At 68.6% G+C, this 16412-nt stretch carries 12 protein-coding genes; 6 read left to right on the plus strand and 6 right to left on the minus strand.

Annotated features, from left to right (window positions below; all coding sequences use genetic code 11):
* Window positions 1-213 precede the first annotated feature (213 nt).
* Together AB0J16_RS49690 and AB0J16_RS49695 are read left to right on the plus strand one after the other, a co-directional pair.
* Entirely contained in the window at window positions 214-420 is a 207-nt protein-coding gene (locus AB0J16_RS49690) for a hypothetical protein (protein ID WP_358553328.1), read from the plus strand.
* 222 nt (window positions 421-642) lie between these two features.
* On the plus strand, window positions 643-1785 hold the full coding sequence (locus tag AB0J16_RS49695) for an SGNH/GDSL hydrolase family protein (protein ID WP_358553330.1): 1143 nt from the start codon (window positions 643-645) through the stop codon (window positions 1783-1785).
* A 55-nt stretch (window positions 1786-1840) separates the two neighbouring features.
* On the opposite strand, the gene AB0J16_RS49700 is transcribed toward AB0J16_RS49695, so the two are convergent.
* From AB0J16_RS49700 to AB0J16_RS49715, 4 genes are all read right to left on the minus strand, one after another.
* Entirely contained in the window at window positions 1841-2713 is an 873-nt protein-coding gene (locus AB0J16_RS49700) for an LLM class F420-dependent oxidoreductase (RefSeq protein ID WP_358553332.1), read from the minus strand.
* 97 nt (window positions 2714-2810) lie between these two features.
* Window positions 2811-4763: an ABC transporter ATP-binding protein gene (locus AB0J16_RS49705; protein WP_358553334.1), complete on the minus strand. Its 1953-nt coding sequence runs from the start codon at window positions 4761-4763 to the stop codon at window positions 2811-2813.
* A gap of 100 nt (window positions 4764-4863) precedes the next feature.
* Window positions 4864-6600, minus strand: coding sequence for an ABC transporter ATP-binding protein (locus AB0J16_RS49710; protein ID WP_358553336.1), 1737 nt, complete (start codon window positions 6598-6600; stop codon window positions 4864-4866).
* The gene (locus AB0J16_RS49715) at window positions 6600-7196 is read right to left on the minus strand and encodes a helix-turn-helix domain-containing protein (RefSeq protein ID WP_358553338.1); all 597 of its coding nucleotides are present in this window, start codon (window positions 7194-7196) and stop codon (window positions 6600-6602) included. The genes AB0J16_RS49710 and AB0J16_RS49715 overlap by 1 nt, the downstream gene beginning before the upstream one ends.
* 259 nt (window positions 7197-7455) lie before the next feature.
* Here AB0J16_RS49715 and AB0J16_RS49720 point away from each other — a divergent pair, with 259 nt between their 5' ends.
* On the plus strand, window positions 7456-8958 hold the full coding sequence (locus AB0J16_RS49720; RefSeq protein ID WP_358553340.1) for a CYTH and CHAD domain-containing protein: 1503 nt from the start codon (window positions 7456-7458) through the stop codon (window positions 8956-8958).
* Here the strand turns inward: AB0J16_RS49720 and AB0J16_RS49725 are convergent, their stop codons facing one another.
* A complete protein-coding gene (locus tag AB0J16_RS49725) occupies window positions 8959-11316 on the minus strand; it encodes a LuxR C-terminal-related transcriptional regulator (RefSeq protein WP_358553342.1) in 2358 nt (785 codons plus the stop codon). It abuts the gene before it with no gap.
* Window positions 11317-11564: 248 nt separating this feature from the next.
* On the opposite strand from AB0J16_RS49725, the gene AB0J16_RS49730 reads away from it, so the two are divergent.
* Window positions 11565-13568, plus strand: a complete 2004-nt coding sequence (locus tag AB0J16_RS49730) for a LuxR family transcriptional regulator (RefSeq protein ID WP_358553344.1) — start codon at window positions 11565-11567, stop codon at window positions 13566-13568.
* A 261-nt stretch (window positions 13569-13829) separates the two neighbouring features.
* Here the strand turns inward: AB0J16_RS49730 and AB0J16_RS49735 are convergent, their stop codons facing one another.
* Window positions 13830-14384: an ATP-binding protein gene (locus AB0J16_RS49735; RefSeq protein ID WP_358553346.1), complete on the minus strand. Its 555-nt coding sequence runs from the start codon at window positions 14382-14384 to the stop codon at window positions 13830-13832.
* Window positions 14385-14642: 258 nt separating this feature from the next.
* Here AB0J16_RS49735 and AB0J16_RS49740 point away from each other — a divergent pair, with 258 nt between their 5' ends.
* The gene (locus tag AB0J16_RS49740) at window positions 14643-15143 is read left to right on the plus strand and encodes a calmodulin-binding protein (RefSeq protein ID WP_358553348.1); all 501 of its coding nucleotides are present in this window, start codon (window positions 14643-14645) and stop codon (window positions 15141-15143) included.
* Between the two features lie 195 nt (window positions 15144-15338).
* Window positions 15339-16202: an amidohydrolase family protein gene (locus AB0J16_RS49745; RefSeq protein WP_358553350.1), complete on the plus strand. Its 864-nt coding sequence runs from the start codon at window positions 15339-15341 to the stop codon at window positions 16200-16202.
* The last annotated feature ends 210 nt before the right edge of the window (window positions 16203-16412 follow it).

Genomic DNA, 16412 nt, shown 5'->3' on the forward strand with positions numbered 1-16412 from the left:
TCGCGGATGGCCAGCCCCGCAAGGTCTGGATGTTGCTCCCGCAGCAACTCGCGGACCAGGTCCGCGGTGATCTCGAACTCGGTGTCGGTCATGCGAAGTCACAGTACTGAGCCGGAACGGCCCCAAAGTTCAGAACGATGCACGCGAGCCGGACAGGTCCGGTCCCGCACCGGCTCGGGGGTAAGTATCGGCAGCTCAGGCCGACCGTGCGGCATGCACGCCACCGAAGGCTGGCAGAACGAAGCCGTGCGCATCACGGCGATCCTCTTCGACGGCCTGCGTTTCGGCGCACAGAACGCGGACTGCGCCAGCGCGCGTCGCACTGACCAGGCGATCGCCCCGCCAAGCCGGCGTTTGCCTCTGGCGGGTGCCCATCTGGGAGCGGGCCTCCAGCGGGCCGATGTGTCTAACCATCCCTAGATTGTACTCGCTGGTTCAAATGAATGAACTATTGAGTTGTACTGAGTCGTCCAGATAACTATTTTGAACCCATGCGTTCAATCTCGTTTGCGGCGCCGGGGTGCTCGACCCGATCGTGATCCGGACTTGCCTGGCGCCCAGCCAGACAACCCCTCTTTCGCCACCGGCGACGCCGCCCGCTTCGACGACCTCATCCGCCAGCGCTCCAGGAGAAGTGTGCCCATGACCCAGACATGGATAGCGGCCTTCAGATCCGCTCCCGTCAGCCCGTACGAGCCGACGCTTGTCCATCCCTCCCGCAGTTTCGATGACCAGACCCTCCGCCAGATCGTTCGCGTCCGCGGCGGCGGTGCCCGTCTACGGGTACGGCTCAGCAACCTGTACGGCAAGGAACCGCTCACCATCGCCCGCATCCGGATCGCACTGCACGCCACCGCATCCGCGATCACCCCCGGCACTGACACCGAGGTCACCTTCGGTGGCACTCCCGACGTGACCATCGAGGCCGAGCACGAGGCCGTGAGCGACCCCGTCGACCTCGCCACGACCGCCGAGACCGACCTGGTGATCAGCACCTATTACGCGGCACCGTGCGGACCCGCCACCTACCACCCCTTCGCTCTGCGGACCGGCTACGTCACCGCCGGCGACGTGGCCTCCCAGCCCGAACTGACCCACGCGGAAGAGGTTGAATCCCGCTTCCACCTCACCGGGATCGATGTGCTGACGCCCCCCGGCCGCCGCGTTGTGGCCGCCTTCGGCGACTCGCTGACGGACGGCGTGGGCACCACACCCGAAGCCAACCTGCGCTACACCGACCAAATGGCCCGCCGCGCCGCTGCCGCGGGCATATCCATGATCAACCTGGGCATCGCCGGAAACCGGCTGCTCACCGACGTCTTCGGGGAAAGCGGAACCGCCCGGTTCGATCGCGACGTGCTCGCCGCACCGGGAGTGACACACCTCATCCTGGAGTTGGGGCTCAACGACATCTGCCTGCCCGGAATGCTCGGCACCCCTCCGGTGTCCGCGGACGAGCTCATCGACGGATACACCGCCATCGCCGAACGCGCCCGGCGCCACGGTTTGACCACGGTCATCACGACCCTCACGCCGTTCAACGGCGCCGGGGCGATCAGCCCCGGATTCGACACCCCCGGTAACGAGGAACTCCGCCGGCGCGTCAACCGGTGGATCCGCACCAGCGCGAAGTTCGACGCCGTCGCCGACCTCGACCAGGCCGTGCGCGACTCCGCGGCCCCGGCCACCGTCGCAGCCGCCTACGACAGCGGCGATCACATCCACCTCAACGACGCCGGAGCACAAGCCATGGCCCACGTGATCGCCGGCGCACTCCTAACCTGACGAAGCGCTAGGGCCACCGATACCCAGCACCTGCAGGGCGGCGACGAACCGAGCTCTAGTCGGCCTTCCGGACCTCGAGTGCGTCGGCGGCTGTCTCCAGTGCGGCGAGGTGCTCGTCGACCGAGCGGAGTCCCGCCCGCATGGTGTTGATGGCGATATGAGTGGCTCCGGACTCCTGCCACCGCCGGGCCGCCTCGCGTAGTTCCGCCGCGTCGCCCGTCCAGCTGACCCGGCCTTCCATGCCGAGCGTGGCGGGGTCGCGGCCCGCCTGTGTGGCGGCCTCCGCGACCATGGCCTTGGCCTCGTCGAGCTTCGGCCCCGGGGACATCTGCGGGAACCACCCGTCGGCCAGGCGTCCGGCGCGGCGGTACGCCGGGGGCGACTGCGCGCCGAACCAGACCGGGATCGGCCGCTGCACGGGCAGGGGCGCCAGCCCCGCGCCGGTCACCCGGTCGAAGGTGCCCTCGAACGTGAGTGACTGCTCGGTCCACAGCCGGCGCAGCAACGCGACCTGCTCGTCGATGCGCTTGCCCCGGGTGCTGAAGTCCTGGCCGAGGGCTTCGTACTCCACCTGGTTCCAGCCCAGTCCCACGCCCAGCCGGAACCGGCCGTTGGTGAGCAGGTCGACCTCCGCGGCCTGCTTGGCCACCAGGGCCGTCTGCCGCTGGGGCAGGATGATGATGCCCGTGACGAGCTCCAGTGAGGTCAGCGCGGCGAGGTAGCCGAACAGGACCATCGGCTCGTGGAAGGTGGTCCGCACGTCGTAGGGGCCGTCCCAGCCCTGGTGGACCGCCGGATCGGCGCCTACGACGTGGTCATAGGCCAGTACATGCCGGAACCCGAGCTCCTCGACCCGCTGTCCGTAGGCCCGTACGGCGCCCACGTCGGCGCCGAGTTCGGTCTGGGGAAAGACGACACCGATCCGCATGCGTGGCTCCCGTCAAGCTCCGGCGACTCCCGAACATCATCGTGTACCCGGCGTCGATCATCCAAGTACCACACAGGAGTCGCCGGGTCCTCGGCGGCTAGTCCACCTCCGCGACCGCCCGGCCGAACTGGGCCGAGTACAGCCGGGCGTAGGCGCCGTCCGCGGCCAGCAGCGACTCGTGCGTGCCCTGTTCGACGATCCGCCCGTTCTCCATGACCAGGATCAGGCTGGCGTCGCGGATCGTGGACAGCCGGTGGGCGATCACGAAGCTGGTACGCCCCTCGCGCAGCGAGCTCATCGCCCGCTGGATGAGCACCTCGGTCCGGGTGTCGACCGAGCTGGTGGCCTCGTCCAGGATCAGGATCGCCGGCTCGGACAGGAACGCGCGGGCGATCGTGATCAGCTGTGTCTCGCCCGCGCTGACCGTCGCGCCCTCCTCGTCGATCACCGTGTCGTAGCCGTCGGGCAGCGTGTGCGCGATGCGGTCGACGTGGGCGGCCTCCGCGGCGGCCTCGATCTGTTCGCGCGTGGCGCCCTCCGCCCCGTAGCCGATGTTCTCCGCGATCGTGCCGCCGAACAGCCAGGTGTCCTGCAGCACCATGCCCATGTTGTCGCGCAGCTCTTCCCTGGACATCTCCGCGATGTCGACGCCGTCGAGCGTGATACGGCCGCCGGTCACCTCGTAGAAGCGCATGATGAGGTTGACCAGCGTCGTCTTGCCCGCTCCCGTGGGGCCGACGATGGCCACGGTCTGGCCGGGTTCGACGGTAAGCGACAGGTTCTCGATCAGCGGCCGGTCCGGATCGTAGCGGAAGGAGACGTTCTCGAACGCCACACGGCCCCTGACCTGATCGGGGCGCGCGGGCTTGGCGGGCTCCGCGGACTGCTCCGGAGCCTCCAGCAGCTCGAAGACCCGTTCGGCCGAGGCGACACCCGATTGCACCAGGGTCGCCATGCCGGCCACCTGGGTCAGCGGCTGGCTGAACTGCCTGGAGTATTGGATGAAGGCCTGCACGTTGCCCAGCGAGATCGAACCCGAGGCCACGTTGAACCCGCCCACCACGGCGACCAGCACGTAGTTGAGGTTGCCGATGAACATCATCGCCGGCTGGATGAGCCCGGAGATGAACTGGGCCCGGAAGCTGGAGTTGAACAGGGCCTGGTTGTGCTCGTCGAAGGCCTCGGCGACCTCCTTCTGCCTGCCGAACACCTTGACCAGCGTGTGCCCCCCGAACATCTCCTCGATGTGGCCGTTGAGCTTGCCCGTCGAGGACCACTGCTTGATGAACTGCGGCTGCGACCGCTTTCCGATGACCGTGGTGATGTAGACCGACAGCGGCACCGTGACCAGCGCGATGATCGCCAGGATCGGCGAGATCCAGAACATCATCACCAGTACGCCGACGACCGTCAGCACCGACGAGATGAGCTGGCTCATCGTCTGCTGCAGCGTCTGCGCGATGTTGTCGGTGTCGTTGGTGGCGCGGCTGAGAATCTCGCCGCGCGGCTGGCCGTCGAAGTAGCTCAGCGGCAGCCGCGCCAGCTTGGCCTCGATCCGCTCGCGCAGCCGGGACGCCGCCCGCTGCACGACGATCGTGGTCAGCCGGAACTGCACGATCCCGAGCAGCGCCGCCACCAGGTAGAGCGCCAGCACCCAGCCCAGCACCTGGGCCAGCGCGGTGAAGTCGATGCCCTGGCCGGGCACCACGCTCATCGCCGACACCATGTCGGCGAACGTGCCCTGACCCCTGGCGCGCAGCCCCGCCACGGCCTGCTCCTTGGTGATCCCGGCGGGCAACTGGGCGCCGATGATGCCCGAGAAGATCAGGTCCGTGGCGTGGCCGAGGATCTTGGGTCCCGTCACGGTCAGCGCGACGCTGACCGTACCTAAAGCCAGGATGACGGCCAGCATCGCGCGCTCGGGGTGCAGCAGCCGCAGCAGGCGGCGGAACGAACCGCCGAAGTCGTGCGCCTTCTCGGCCGGCCCGGACATCATCCGGCCCGGCCCGAAAGCGGGCGCGGGGCGGCGCGCGGGCGTCGGGGTGGTCATGAACCCTCCTTCCTTGATCGCATAACGCTTGATCGCAGAACGCTTGATCGCATAACGCTCGGTCGCCTGACCAAGGTGCTGTGCGAGTCGATGAGTTCGGTCATGCCGCGGCCTCCTGTTCGGTGAGCTGAGACAGCACGATCTCCCGATAGGTCGGGCAGGTCGCCATCAGCTCGGCGTGGTCGCCGCTGCCGACCACGCGGCCGTCCTCGAGCACGAGGATGCGGTCGGCGTCGCGGATCGTGTTGACCCGCTGGGCCACGATGACGATCGTGGCGTCGGTGATCTCCTCGGCCAGCGCGGCGCGCAGCCGGGCGTCGGTGGCGTAGTCGAGGGCGGAGAAGGAGTCGTCGAACAGGTAGATCTCGGGCCGGTGCACCAGCGTCCTGGCGATGGCCAGGCGTTGGCGCTGGCCGCCGGAGACGTTCGTGCCACCTTGGGCGATCGGCTCGTCCAGGCCCTCGGGCATCGCCTCGACGAACTCGCGGGCCTGCGCCACGTCAAGGGCCTGCCACAGCTCCTCGTCGGTCGCGTCCGGCCTTCCGTAGCGCAGGTTGGAGGCGATCGTGCCGGAGAAGAGGTACGGCGACTGCGGGACCAGGCCGACCGCCCGGGAGAGCACGGCCGGGTCGAGGTCTCGTACGCTGACGCCGTCGACCAGCACCTCACCGGCGCTCGCGTCGAACAGGCGCGGGATGAGGTTGAGCAGCGTCGTCTTGCCGCTGCCCGTACTGCCGATGATCGCGGTGGTACGGCCCGGCCGCGCCGCGAAGCTCACGTCGCACAGCACCGGCTCGTCGGCGCCCGGATAGCGGAAGTCCACCGACCGCAGCTCCAGCTCACCGAGATGACTCTCCGGGGCGACGGGGGTGGCCGGCGGGTGGACGGTCGGCTCGGTGTCGAGGACCTCCTCGATGCGCTCGGCGCAGACCTCGGCCCGAGGGATCATCATGAACATGAACATCGCCATCATCACCGACATGAGGATCTGCATCAGGTAGGAGATGACCGCGGTCAGCGCGCCCACCTGCATGCTCCCGTCGGCGATGCGATGGCCGCCGAACCACACCACGGCGACGCTCGACACGTTCACCACCAGCATGACCGTGGGGAACATCAGCGCCATGAGCCGCCCGACCCGCAGCGACACGTCGGTCAGCTGGTCGTTGGCCACCGCGAAACGCTCACGCTCGTGCCGGTCGCGGACGAAGGCCCTGATGACCCGGATGCCGGTGATCTGCTCGCGCAGCACCTGGTTGATCCGGTCGATGCGCTCCTGCATCGTGCGGAAGAGCGGACGCATGCGCATCACGATCAGGCCCACGATGACGAGCAGCACGGGCAGCACAATGAGCAGCAGCGACGACAGCGCCACGTCGTGGCGCAGCGCCAGCACGATCCCGCCGACGCACATGATCGGCGCGGCCACCATCATCGTGAACGTCATCAGCACGAGCAGCTGGATCTGCTGCACGTCGTTGGTGGTGCGGGTGATCAGGGACGGCGGGCCGAACCGGTTGACCTCCTGGGCGGAGAAGTCCTGGACCCGGTGGAAGATCGCGGCCCGTAAGTCCCGGCCCAGGGCCATCGAGGTCTGGGCGCCGTAGTAGACGGCCACGACCGAGCAGATGATCTGGATGAGCGTCACCCCGAGCATCACCAGCCCGACGCGTGCGATGTATCCGGTGTCACCCTTGACGACGCCGTTGTCGATGATGTCGGCGTTGAGGGTGGGGAGATAGAGCGTGGCCAGTGTCTGCACGAACTGGAAGAGGACGACGAGCGTGATCTCTTTCCCGTACGGCCTGAGCTGTGCCCGCAAGAGACGGAGCAGCATCAAGAAGTGCTTTCTGTCGAAGGAGTGGGGGAAGGCCGCAGGAGCAGCCCGTCGAGCAGAACGGAGACGATCTCCGCGTCGTCCATGTCGCCGAACTCGCCGCCATGGCCGAAACCGCGATGCGCGCTCACCGCGACCAACATGAGGAGCAGCTGTGCCGTGGCCTCGGGAGAGCGGCGCAGCCGGTCGCGGTCGGGCTCGAGCAGAGCGGTGACCGCGGCCAGGATCTGACGCCGGCTGTCCAACATATGCTCGCGGAACTCGACGTCGTCGACCATCAGCTCCTTGGGCCCGGCGATCAGGTTGGCGTTGGCGTTCATTCCGGCCCGCAGCATCGTGACCGCCTCGCGCAGCCGCGCGCGCAGCTCGGTCGTCGTGCCGATGCCGGTCAGCGCGGCCACCGCCGATTTCGGGTCGAACGCGCTCATCAGCGCCGCCCGCACCAGCGAGGCCTTGTCGGGAAAGACCCCGAAGATCGTCCCCTCGGCCACACCGGCGGCCTCGGCTATCTGGCGAGTGCTCACGGCGGTGCCGAATTCGCGCAACAGGGGCAGCGTGGCGGCGATGAGTGTGGCCCGACGCTCTTCTGGCGCCATAGCCGGCACCCTTCGCCTCTTCGTCATGCGGACGATCCTAATGAGCGAGTACTCACTCGTTCAACTGGTTTTCGACCAAACCCCTTGGTGCGGCGTCACGCGACCGTCTCGGTCCCAGCGACGGTCCATGGTGGCTGGGGTCCTTCTGGAGGGACCCCAGCGGGGAGAGAGAAGAAGACGGTCCGTCGTGGATGAGCCCCAGGAAGGGGCTTCTTGCACGTTTTGTGGGACTCGCCGGGGTAGTGGGGGTTTCGGAGAGTTGAGGAACATTGTGGAGATCGAACGCAAGTACGATGTCAACGGCCCCGCCGAGATCGCGATCGAGGACTTCACCGGCCCGGACGGCAAGGTCACGGTGGACGAGCCGGAGACGTGGCGGCTGGTGGCCGACTACGTCGACACCCCGGCCCTGACGCTCGCCGCCCAGGGCATCACCCTGCGCCGCCGCCGGGGCGGCCAGGACGCCGGGTGGCATCTCAAGTTGCCGGTGGCCAAGGGGGCCAAGCGGGAGGTGCGCGCGCCGCTGGGCGCCGGTGTGCACCAGGTGCCCACCCGGCTGACCGACCTCGTCGCCGCCCATCTGCGCGGGCGCGACCTCGTCCCGGTCGCCACCCTCCGGACCACCCGCACGACACGCAAGCTGCGCGACCAAGAGGGCCGGGTGCTGGCCGAGGTCAGCGACGACGTGGTGGAGGGCCGCCGCCAGAACGCCGACCGGCCGCCCGTCTCGTGGCGCGAGATCGAGGTCGAGCTGGTGGACGGCCGCATGGACGTACTCGATGCCGTCGAGAGCAGGCTGCGTGACGCCGGGCTGGCGCCGTCGTCATCCGGCTCCAAGCTGGCGCGCGTGCTGGGCGCCGACCTGCCCCCGGAAAGTGGCCGCAAGGACGGGCGGAGCGCCAGGGCGGTCCTGATCGCGTACGTGCGGCGCCAACGTGGGCAACTGCTCGCCAACGACCCGCTGGTACGCCTGGCCGACCACGACGACGACTCGGTGCACGACATGCGCGTGGCCCTGCGGCGCATCCGCAGCCTCCTGCGCACCCACGCGCGGCTGCTGGACAGCGACCGGATCGGCCCGCTCGACGCGGAGCTGAAGTGGCTGGCCGCCGAGCTGGGCACGGTGCGCGATCTCGAAGTGCTCACCGCCCGATTCGCCCGCCGCCTCGCCGACCAGCCCGCCGGCGGTCCCCGGGAGGCGGAATGGCCTGCCGTGCTGGCCGCGCGCGAGCACAGGGCCAGGCGGGCGCTCAAGAAGACGCTGCGGACACCGCGTTACTTCGCTCTCCTGGCCGCCCTCGACGATCTCATCGCCGACCCGCCCTTCCAGGGCAGGGCGAACCGCCGACCCTCGGCCCTGGTGGCCAAGAGCTGGGGCAAGGTCCTGGCCAAATACGCCAAGGCCGAGCGCCTGCCCTTGGGCGCGGAGCGTGACCAGGCCCTGCACGCCACCCGCAAGGCGGCCAAACGCGCCCGCTACACCGCCGAAGCCGCCACCGACGTACTCGGCAAGCCCGCCGCGAAGCTCGCCAAGCACGGCGAACGACTGCAGGACGCCTTCGGCCGCCGCCAGGACGCGCTGGTCGCCCAGCAACAGCTCACCCAGCTCGCCACCAGGGCGAACCTGTCGGCGGCCGACGCCTTCACCCTCGGCCTGCTGCTCGCCGAGGAACGCCACGAGGCCGCCGAGGCGTACCGTGCCCTCGCGCCGATCTGGAAGAAGGCCGCCAAACCCAAGCTCCTGCGCGCGCTCGCGAAATAGTCAGTCCCGCGAATCGGGAGCCTCCCCGTCCGCGGCTCGGGCCCGGTCGCCGACCCACACGGCGATCTGGGCGCGTGAGTTGAAGCCGAGCTTGTTCAGGATGTGCTCGATATGTCCCTCGGCGGTGCGCGGGGCGATCACCAGCGCGGCGGCGATCTGCTTGTTGGTCATCCCCTGGGCGACCAGCTGGGCGATCTCCGTCTCGCGGCGGGTCAGCCGCGCCGGCTCCGCCTTCGCCGCCTTCTCGCCCTGAGGCGGCTCCTCCTGGAGCGCGTAGCCGAGCGCCTCGTCGTAGGAGAGCCGGGCACCCCGCTTGAGCTCGGTGTCGAAGGTCGCGTCCCCCAGGGCCGCGCGCGTGCGGCTCTCGCATTCGTCGTGGTAGCGGACCAGGTGCCCGTACCCGGACAGCGGCGCACCGATCGAACTCCAGACCGTCTTCAGGATGCCCAGCAGCCGGGCGGCCCTGGTGTGGTGATGCTCCGTCTCGGCGATCCAGGCCAGCACCTCGAGGTTGACCCCGACGCCCAGCGGATCGTCGAGCGAGCGGTTGAAGGCCAGGCTCTCCTTCTCGAGTTCGGTCGCGCGGCGGACGTCTCCCTGCCGCCACACCTCCACACCGAGCGCCATCATCGTGTACGCCTTGTGCCACCCTTCCCCAAAGGTGTCGCACACGGCCAGGCAGTCGTCGCCCAGGGAGATGGCCTGCGACGAGTCACCCAGGTAGGAGTGCGCGAGGGACAGCCGGATGAGGGCCAGGGCGAGACCCACGGGGTTCTCGGTGCTGCGGTGCCGTGCCGCGGCCTCCTCGTACAGCTTGATGGCCGTTTCGGTGTCGCCGCGGTACATGGCGATCATGCCGGAGTAGAGCGCGACGTACCCGCGGACCAGCTCGTCACCCAGCAGCTCCCCCAGGATCCGGCTCTCCTCCAGCATGGTCGAGGCGGCGGTGATGTCGGCCTGGATGATGGCCAGCCAGCTGTTGGCCCACAGGGCCCTGGCGCGTACCTCGCTCGGCTCGGTGTCCAGGGCCAGCCCTCGGTCCAGCCAGCGCCGGCCCTCGCCGAGGTAGTAACTGGTGATCCAGTGGTAGAGCAGGTCGGCCGCCATGCCCAGGCCGGCCCTGACCTCCGCCGGGTCGCCGTAGAAGCTGTCGAGGGCGGTACGCAGATTGGCGTGTTCGAGCTGCAGCCGGTCGAACCAGGCTACCTGCGAGGGGCCGAACAACTGCGCGTGGGCCCGCGCCGCCAGTGCCCGGTAGTAGGCGCGGTGTCGCCGTTGCAGCGTGGACTCCTGGCCTGAGGCGGTGAGCCGTTCGCGGCCGTACTGGCGGATGGTGTCGAGGAGCCGGTATCTCACTACCCGGCCATGCTCCTCCCGGAGGAAGACGGACTTGTCGACCAGGGCCATCACCAGGTCGATGATCTCCTCGCGGCTGATGCCGTCGCCGGAGCAGACCGCCTCCGCCGCCTCCAGGTCCAGCGTGTCGGCGAACACCGACGCACGCTCCCACATCTGCTGTTCCCGCTCCGAACAGAGGCTGAAGCTCCAGTCGATCATCGCGCGCAGCGTCTGATGGCGCGGCAGCGTCGCCCGCGAGCCCGCGGTGAGCAGCCGGAAACGGTCGTCCAGCCGGTCGTGGAGCTGCTGGAGCGACAGCGCCCGCAGCCGCACGGCCGCCAGCTCGATGGCGAGCGGCAGCCCGTCCAGCCGGCGGCAGATCCGCAGCACGAGGTCCCGGTTGTCCTCGGTGACGGCGAACGTCGGCAGCACGGCCCGGGCCCGCTCGGTGAACAGCCGCACCCCGTCACACTGCATGAGCGCTTCCGCGGATATCCCCGGGCGGTCGGAGTTCGGCAGCGGAAGCGTCGGCACGGGCAGCATCTGCTCGCCACCGATGCCCAGCGCCTGCCTGCTGGTGGCCAGGATCCGCAGCTCAGGGGCGGCCCGCAGGAGCGTGTCGGCCACCACGGCGCACTCGTGGACCAGGTGCTCGCAGTTGTCGAGGATCACCAGCGTCTGCTTGTCGCGCAGGTGGCTGACGAGCACCTGCAGGGGCGGGCAGGCGGTGTGATCGCGAATCTCCAGGGCCTCGGCCACGACCTGAGCGAGCAGCTCCGAATCCTCCAGCGAGGCGAGCTCGACCAGCCACACGCCATCGCGGAACGCCCGCCGCACCTCGAGCCCCACGCGCAGGGCCAGCCGGGTCTTGCCCACCCCGCCCACGCCGATCAAGGTCACCGCCCGGGACGCGGACAGCAACGTCTTGACCTCGGCCACCTCGTGCCGACGTCCCACGAAACTCGTCACCTCGGCCGGCAGCCATCCGCTCCGCTGCCGCCGGGACTCCCCTGTTGCCATGACGCGCCCTCGTGCCGGCTCGGCCAAGCAGGTCACCACCGTGCTGAATCCGGGCCCTTAACTACCTAGGTTATGCCCAGACCGTTTTCCGGTGCGCAGCGCGATGAAGTGGACATAGCCTGGTGGTGAGTGATGGCGCGATTACAGCGGCGCCACAAGGCAGGATGGACGCGGAGGTGACCGGTTCTCCGGAACATCGGCGGGTAGAGGGACCCGGCATCGTCGGGCGCAGGCATGAGATGTCCGCTGTGCGGCGAATGTTGGGCCATACCCGGTTGCTGACCCTGACGGGCACCGGTGGAGTCGGCAAGACCCGGCTGGCCGTGCAGGCGGGCGAGGCCCTGCGCGGGGCGTTCGCGCACGGGGTCGAGCTGGTCGAGCTGGCCACTCTCGAGGATGGCGACCTTCTGGAGTCGGCCGTGGCCACGGCGCTGGGCCTGCGTGAGCTGGGCCCCTGCTCCATGACCACGCTGGTCGACTACCTGGCCGACAGGCGGATGCTGCTGGTGCTGGACAACTGCGAGCACCTGCTGGAGGAGTGCGCCCTCCTGGTGGACCGCATGCTGCGCGGCGCCCCGCGGCTGCGGATCCTGGCGACCAGCCGGCAGGCGCTCGGCGTCTACGGCGAGCAGGTGCTGTACGTGCCGCCGCTGACCACATCGGATCCCGGCGAGGCGGTGCGCGACATCGCCCGCCACGACGCGGTCCGCCTGTTCGCCGAGCGCGCGGCGCGGGCACGACCCGGATTCACGGTCGACGCGGCCAACGCCGCGACGGTGGCCCGGCTGTCACAGCGCCTGGAGGGGATCCCGCTGGCGATCGAACTGGCCGCGGTGCGGCTGCGCACGACGCCCGTGGAGCAGTTGCTGCGTGAGCTGGACGAGCACTTCGAGGCGCCGGTCGAGGGCGCCCGTTCCGTCCTGCCCCGGCACCGGTCGCTGCGCGCCACCCTGGACTGGAGTTTCGGACTGTGCTCGGCGGCGGAGCAGCGGCTGTGGAGCAGGCTGTCGATGTTCGCCGGCGGCGTCGCGCTGGAGGCCGCGGAGGCGATCTGCCCGGGAGCGGAGATCGACAAGGAAGATGTCGTCGATCTGATCGCCGGCTTGGTGGACAAGTCCGTACTCATCGCGACAGAGCGCGACACCGGGGTGTACTACCGCATGCTCGACAGCATCCGCTCATACGGCCGTGAGGAGTTGTCCCCGGCCGAGGCGAGGGCGCTGGGCCGGCGATACGTCGAGTATTACCGGGGTGAGGTCGAGCGGCACCGGTTGGATCGGCTCTCTCCCCACCAGCTTGAGGGATTCAGGGCCCTGCATCGTGAGCTGCCCAATCTGCGCGTCGCGCTCGACCTGTGCTTCGGCCGGACGGTCGAGGCGTCCGTGGGGCTGGAGATCGCCTCGGCGCTGTGGGTCTTCTGGATCATCGCCGGCTCTCTCACCGAGGGCCGGCACTGGCTGGACCGTGGCCTGCGGCTCGTGCCGGAGGCGAACTCCGCCCGGGCCCACGCCCTGTGGGTCGACAGCCTGCTCGCCCTCCATCAGGGCGACCTGAAGACGGCCCTGCCGCAGCTTGAGGAATGTCGGATCCTGGCCCAGCGGCTGGGTGACGAATCGGCTCTCGCGTTCGCCACCCAGGTCTCGGGCATCGCCGCCTTCTCGGCAGGAGAGCCCCGGCGAGGTCTCGCGCTCCTGGAGGAGGCCCGCGCCGGACACCTGGCCGGTGGAGACGTCGACGCCGCCGCCATCAACCGGTTCTACGCCGCCGCCTACGGCGCGGCCGAGGCCCCGGAGCTCAGTATCACCCTGGGCGACTGGTTCCTCGCGCTGTCGGACGCCCGGGACGCACAGCTGTCGCGCGGATACGCGCTGTTCGCCCTGGGTATGGCCGCGTGGAACCAGGGCGACTGGCGCAGGGCCGAAGCCCTGATGAGGGAGGCGGCCGAGTTGAGGAACACGCTCAACGACCGGTGGGGCCTCACGCAATGCCTGGAGGTGCTGGCCTGGACGGCCTGCGCGCAGGGCCGATACGAACGGGCGGCCACGATACTCGGCACCGCGCATCCGCTGTGGCGGGCGATGGGCGCCTCACCGACCCGGCTGTTTCCCCACGTACGGGGCCACGAGCAGTGCATGGCGCGCGCCCACGAGGAGCTGGGCGGGCGGGCGTTCGCGGCGGCCTTCCGTCAAGGGGCGCGGCTCGGGCTGAAGCGGACGATCACGTACGCGATCGAGCGGGCCGACGGCGAGTGACCCTCACCTGACCCTCGCCAGACCCTCGCCGACAAGGCGGGACGCCGGGACCGATCTCAGCGGTGACCCGATCGGCTCCGGCGTCCCTCTGTTCAGGGGGTTCCGTAATGATCGTTTATTCAGTATGGCAACCTCCGTCCTGATGGCGTCCGCAGATCTGGCCGATCATCTCTGGTGCGGATAGGACTTTTGCGGACACGGATCTGGCGCATGGACTCTCTCTCGTAACCTTTCCGGATCGTGGGCGAGTGGGCCCGGGCTTCAGCACTGGCGCGCGCCGACAGGCAGTTCGCACCAGACGACCTTTCCCCGATGGGTGCGGATGCTTCCCCAGCAACACGACAGTGTGTCGACCAGGTGCAGACCGTGCCCCCTCTCCTCGTCCGGGCGGGGTCTACGCGCCTGAGGCAGTTCGGGATTGGCATCCTCGACCTCGAAGCGCAGCAACCCGTCCTCAGCGGAGAGGCTGAGATCGACGGTCCCTTTCACATATTTCAGCGCGTTAGTGACCAACTCGCTGACCAGCAGTTCGGCGACCTCACTCTGGCCGTCGAAGCCCCATTGGGACAGCAGCGCACGTGTCAGATGGCGTGCCCTGGGCACCGAGCCGAGCTGGTGCGGGAGCCTCCATGAGGCAACCCGCCGCGCGTCGGCTGGACAGTCGTTCTCGACCCTGGCCGCGAACCGGTGTCGCTCATGTGCACCATCCCCTTGCGACGCAGACCCCATCCCTGCTCCAAGCAGTAGGTGGCGAAAGATTTCGCCTCGCGGTCGGGAACGAAGGGGGGTGGACTTGGGGGGCTGATGCTTGTACATGGCTCGCAGCCTCGATCCTCACTTTCGGCGGCATTGGTACTTTGGCCACAAGCCTTCCTCACACCTCGCGATGACGAGACGTGAGAAATCCCCATACGACTACCTATTTCGACTACGTAGGTAGTCCCCGGGACACCTACCTAGTCGACCGGCTGATCATGCCCAACCGGTAGCTTTCTGTAGTCGTACAGTTACGTTAGGTAGTTTTGGCTGATGGGCATCGGTGCAGAGGGTCCACTCCTGATCGAAAGGAAGCCGATGCGCATCCCCTCCCTCGCGGCGTCAGCCCTCGCCCTCGCGGCACTGCTCGCCGCGGGCGCCCCCACGCTCACGGCCGCCCCCGCCCATGCCGCCGCGGCACGCTCGTGCGTGCCCGCCTCCCTCCAGGCCGCCCCCACTCGCGCGGCGGTCGCGCCGGTCTACTTCGAGATGCAGACCGCGGAGCGCGCCAGGCCGTTCGTCTTCCAGCTCACCGACCCCGCGAAGATCGAGCACGCCCGGCGGATCCTCAGCGGCGAGGAGCAGGAGGAGGTGCACGTCCTGGGCCGGATCATCAAGAGACCGGCCCCCTACAACCCGCACTGGAGCTTCCACTACGACCCGAACACCATCAGCTTCTTCGCGGTGGCCATCGAGGTCTGCGACGCCACGGTGACCTACACCGAAGACCATCTCGATGAGGCATGCGGCGCCTTCCTGCCCGGCTGCGTCTTCTGCCCCTGGACGTCCAAGCTGGTCCGCGAGGTCCCCGCCCCCTGAGAACCCAACAGCCACTCCCCGCACCACCGAAACCTCCGCGGTCACGCCCGCGGAGGTTTCGGTGTGAACGGGTCCCTCAGCTTCGTTCGGCAGAAACTTGACCATGGTCACAGAAGCGCCTTACGTTCGAGCGGTGAATCTCACAGGGAAATCAGCCGTCGCCCGTCGTACCGACTCCTGGCACTCGGACCCGGCATGAACGTCGAGGAGCTCGTCGCGATCGACGTCCACACGCACGCCGAGGTGTCCAAGGACGGCCACGGCTCGCTCAGTCCGGAGTTGTTCGGCGCGTCGGCGGAGTATTTCAAGGGGCACGCGCGGCCGACCATCCCCGAGATCGCCGCCTACTACCGTGAGCGGAAGATGGCCGCGGTCGTGTTCACCGTGGACGCCGAGCACGCCACGGGTCACCCGCGCATCTCCAACGAGGAGGTGGCGGAGAGCTGCGCCGAGCACGCCGATGTGCTGATCCCGTTCGGCAGCGTGGATCCATGGAAGGGACGGGCGGGCGCCCGTGAGGCGCGCAGGCTCGTCGAGGAGTACGGGGTGCGCGGCTTCAAGTTCCACCCCAGCATCCAGGGCTTCGCGCCGAACGACCCGATGGCCTACCCCCTCTATGAGGTCATCGAGGAGCTCGGGGTGCCCGCGTTGTTCCACACCGGGCAGACCGGCATCGGCGCGCGAGTGCCGGGCGGGGGCGGGATCCGGCTAAAGTACGGCAATCCGATGCTGGTCGACGACGTCGCCGTGGACTTCCCCGAGCTGCGGATCATCCTGGCCCATCCGTCCTTCCCCTGGCAGGACGAGGCGCTCGCGGTGGCCACGCACAAGCCGTACGTCTACATCGACCTGTCCGGATGGTCGCCGAAGTACTTCCCCCCACAGCTCGTCCAGTACGCGAACACGCTGCTCAAGGACAAGGTGCTCTTCGGCTCCGACTACCCGGTGATCACCCCCGACCGCTGGCTGGCCGACTTCGCCAAGCTCGACATCAAGCCCGAGGTCCGTCCGATGATCCTCAAGGACAACGCCGTGGGCCTGCTCCGGCTCCGCCCATGACCCCTGATCATGGACGTCCCTAAGCTGCATTAAAGACAGCCATATACACAAAAAGGCGACATAGTGCCTTTTTGCCCTTTTTGCCATCATTAAGGCAGGGCCAGTTTCGGACAGGCCAGCTCCCCGCCCGGCATCGGTCCTAATTTTCTGACCTGCCATTTTCCGAAGACGCTTCAGGACGCTTATATTCCCGCTGGTTCTATACCAGAA

It is taken from the genome of Nonomuraea sp. NPDC049750 (assembly GCF_040659625.1).
Taxonomy (GTDB): Bacteria; Actinomycetota; Actinomycetes; order Streptosporangiales; family Streptosporangiaceae; genus Nonomuraea.

Coding starts and splice junctions, on each gene's coding strand:
- AB0J16_RS49710 (WP_358553336.1), bottom strand. CDS start 6,600: ATGCTGCTCCGTCTCTTGCGGGCACAGCTCAGGCCGTACGGGAAAGAG.
- AB0J16_RS49735 (WP_358553346.1), bottom strand. CDS start 14,384: ATGTACAAGCATCAGCCCCCCAAGTCCACCCCCCTTCGTTCCCGACCG.
- AB0J16_RS49700 (WP_358553332.1), bottom strand. CDS start 2,713: ATGCGGATCGGTGTCGTCTTTCCCCAGACCGAACTCGGCGCCGACGTG.
- AB0J16_RS49690 (WP_358553328.1), top strand. CDS start 214: ATGCACGCCACCGAAGGCTGGCAGAACGAAGCCGTGCGCATCACGGCG.
- AB0J16_RS49715 (WP_358553338.1), bottom strand. CDS start 7,196: ATGGCGCCAGAAGAGCGTCGGGCCACACTCATCGCCGCCACGCTGCCC.
- AB0J16_RS49705 (WP_358553334.1), bottom strand. CDS start 4,763: ATGACCACCCCGACGCCCGCGCGCCGCCCCGCGCCCGCTTTCGGGCCG.
- AB0J16_RS49695 (WP_358553330.1), top strand. CDS start 643: ATGACCCAGACATGGATAGCGGCCTTCAGATCCGCTCCCGTCAGCCCG.
- AB0J16_RS49745 (WP_358553350.1), top strand. CDS start 15,339: ATGAACGTCGAGGAGCTCGTCGCGATCGACGTCCACACGCACGCCGAG.
- AB0J16_RS49725 (WP_358553342.1), bottom strand. CDS start 11,316: ATGGCAACAGGGGAGTCCCGGCGGCAGCGGAGCGGATGGCTGCCGGCC.
- AB0J16_RS49740 (WP_358553348.1), top strand. CDS start 14,643: ATGCGCATCCCCTCCCTCGCGGCGTCAGCCCTCGCCCTCGCGGCACTG.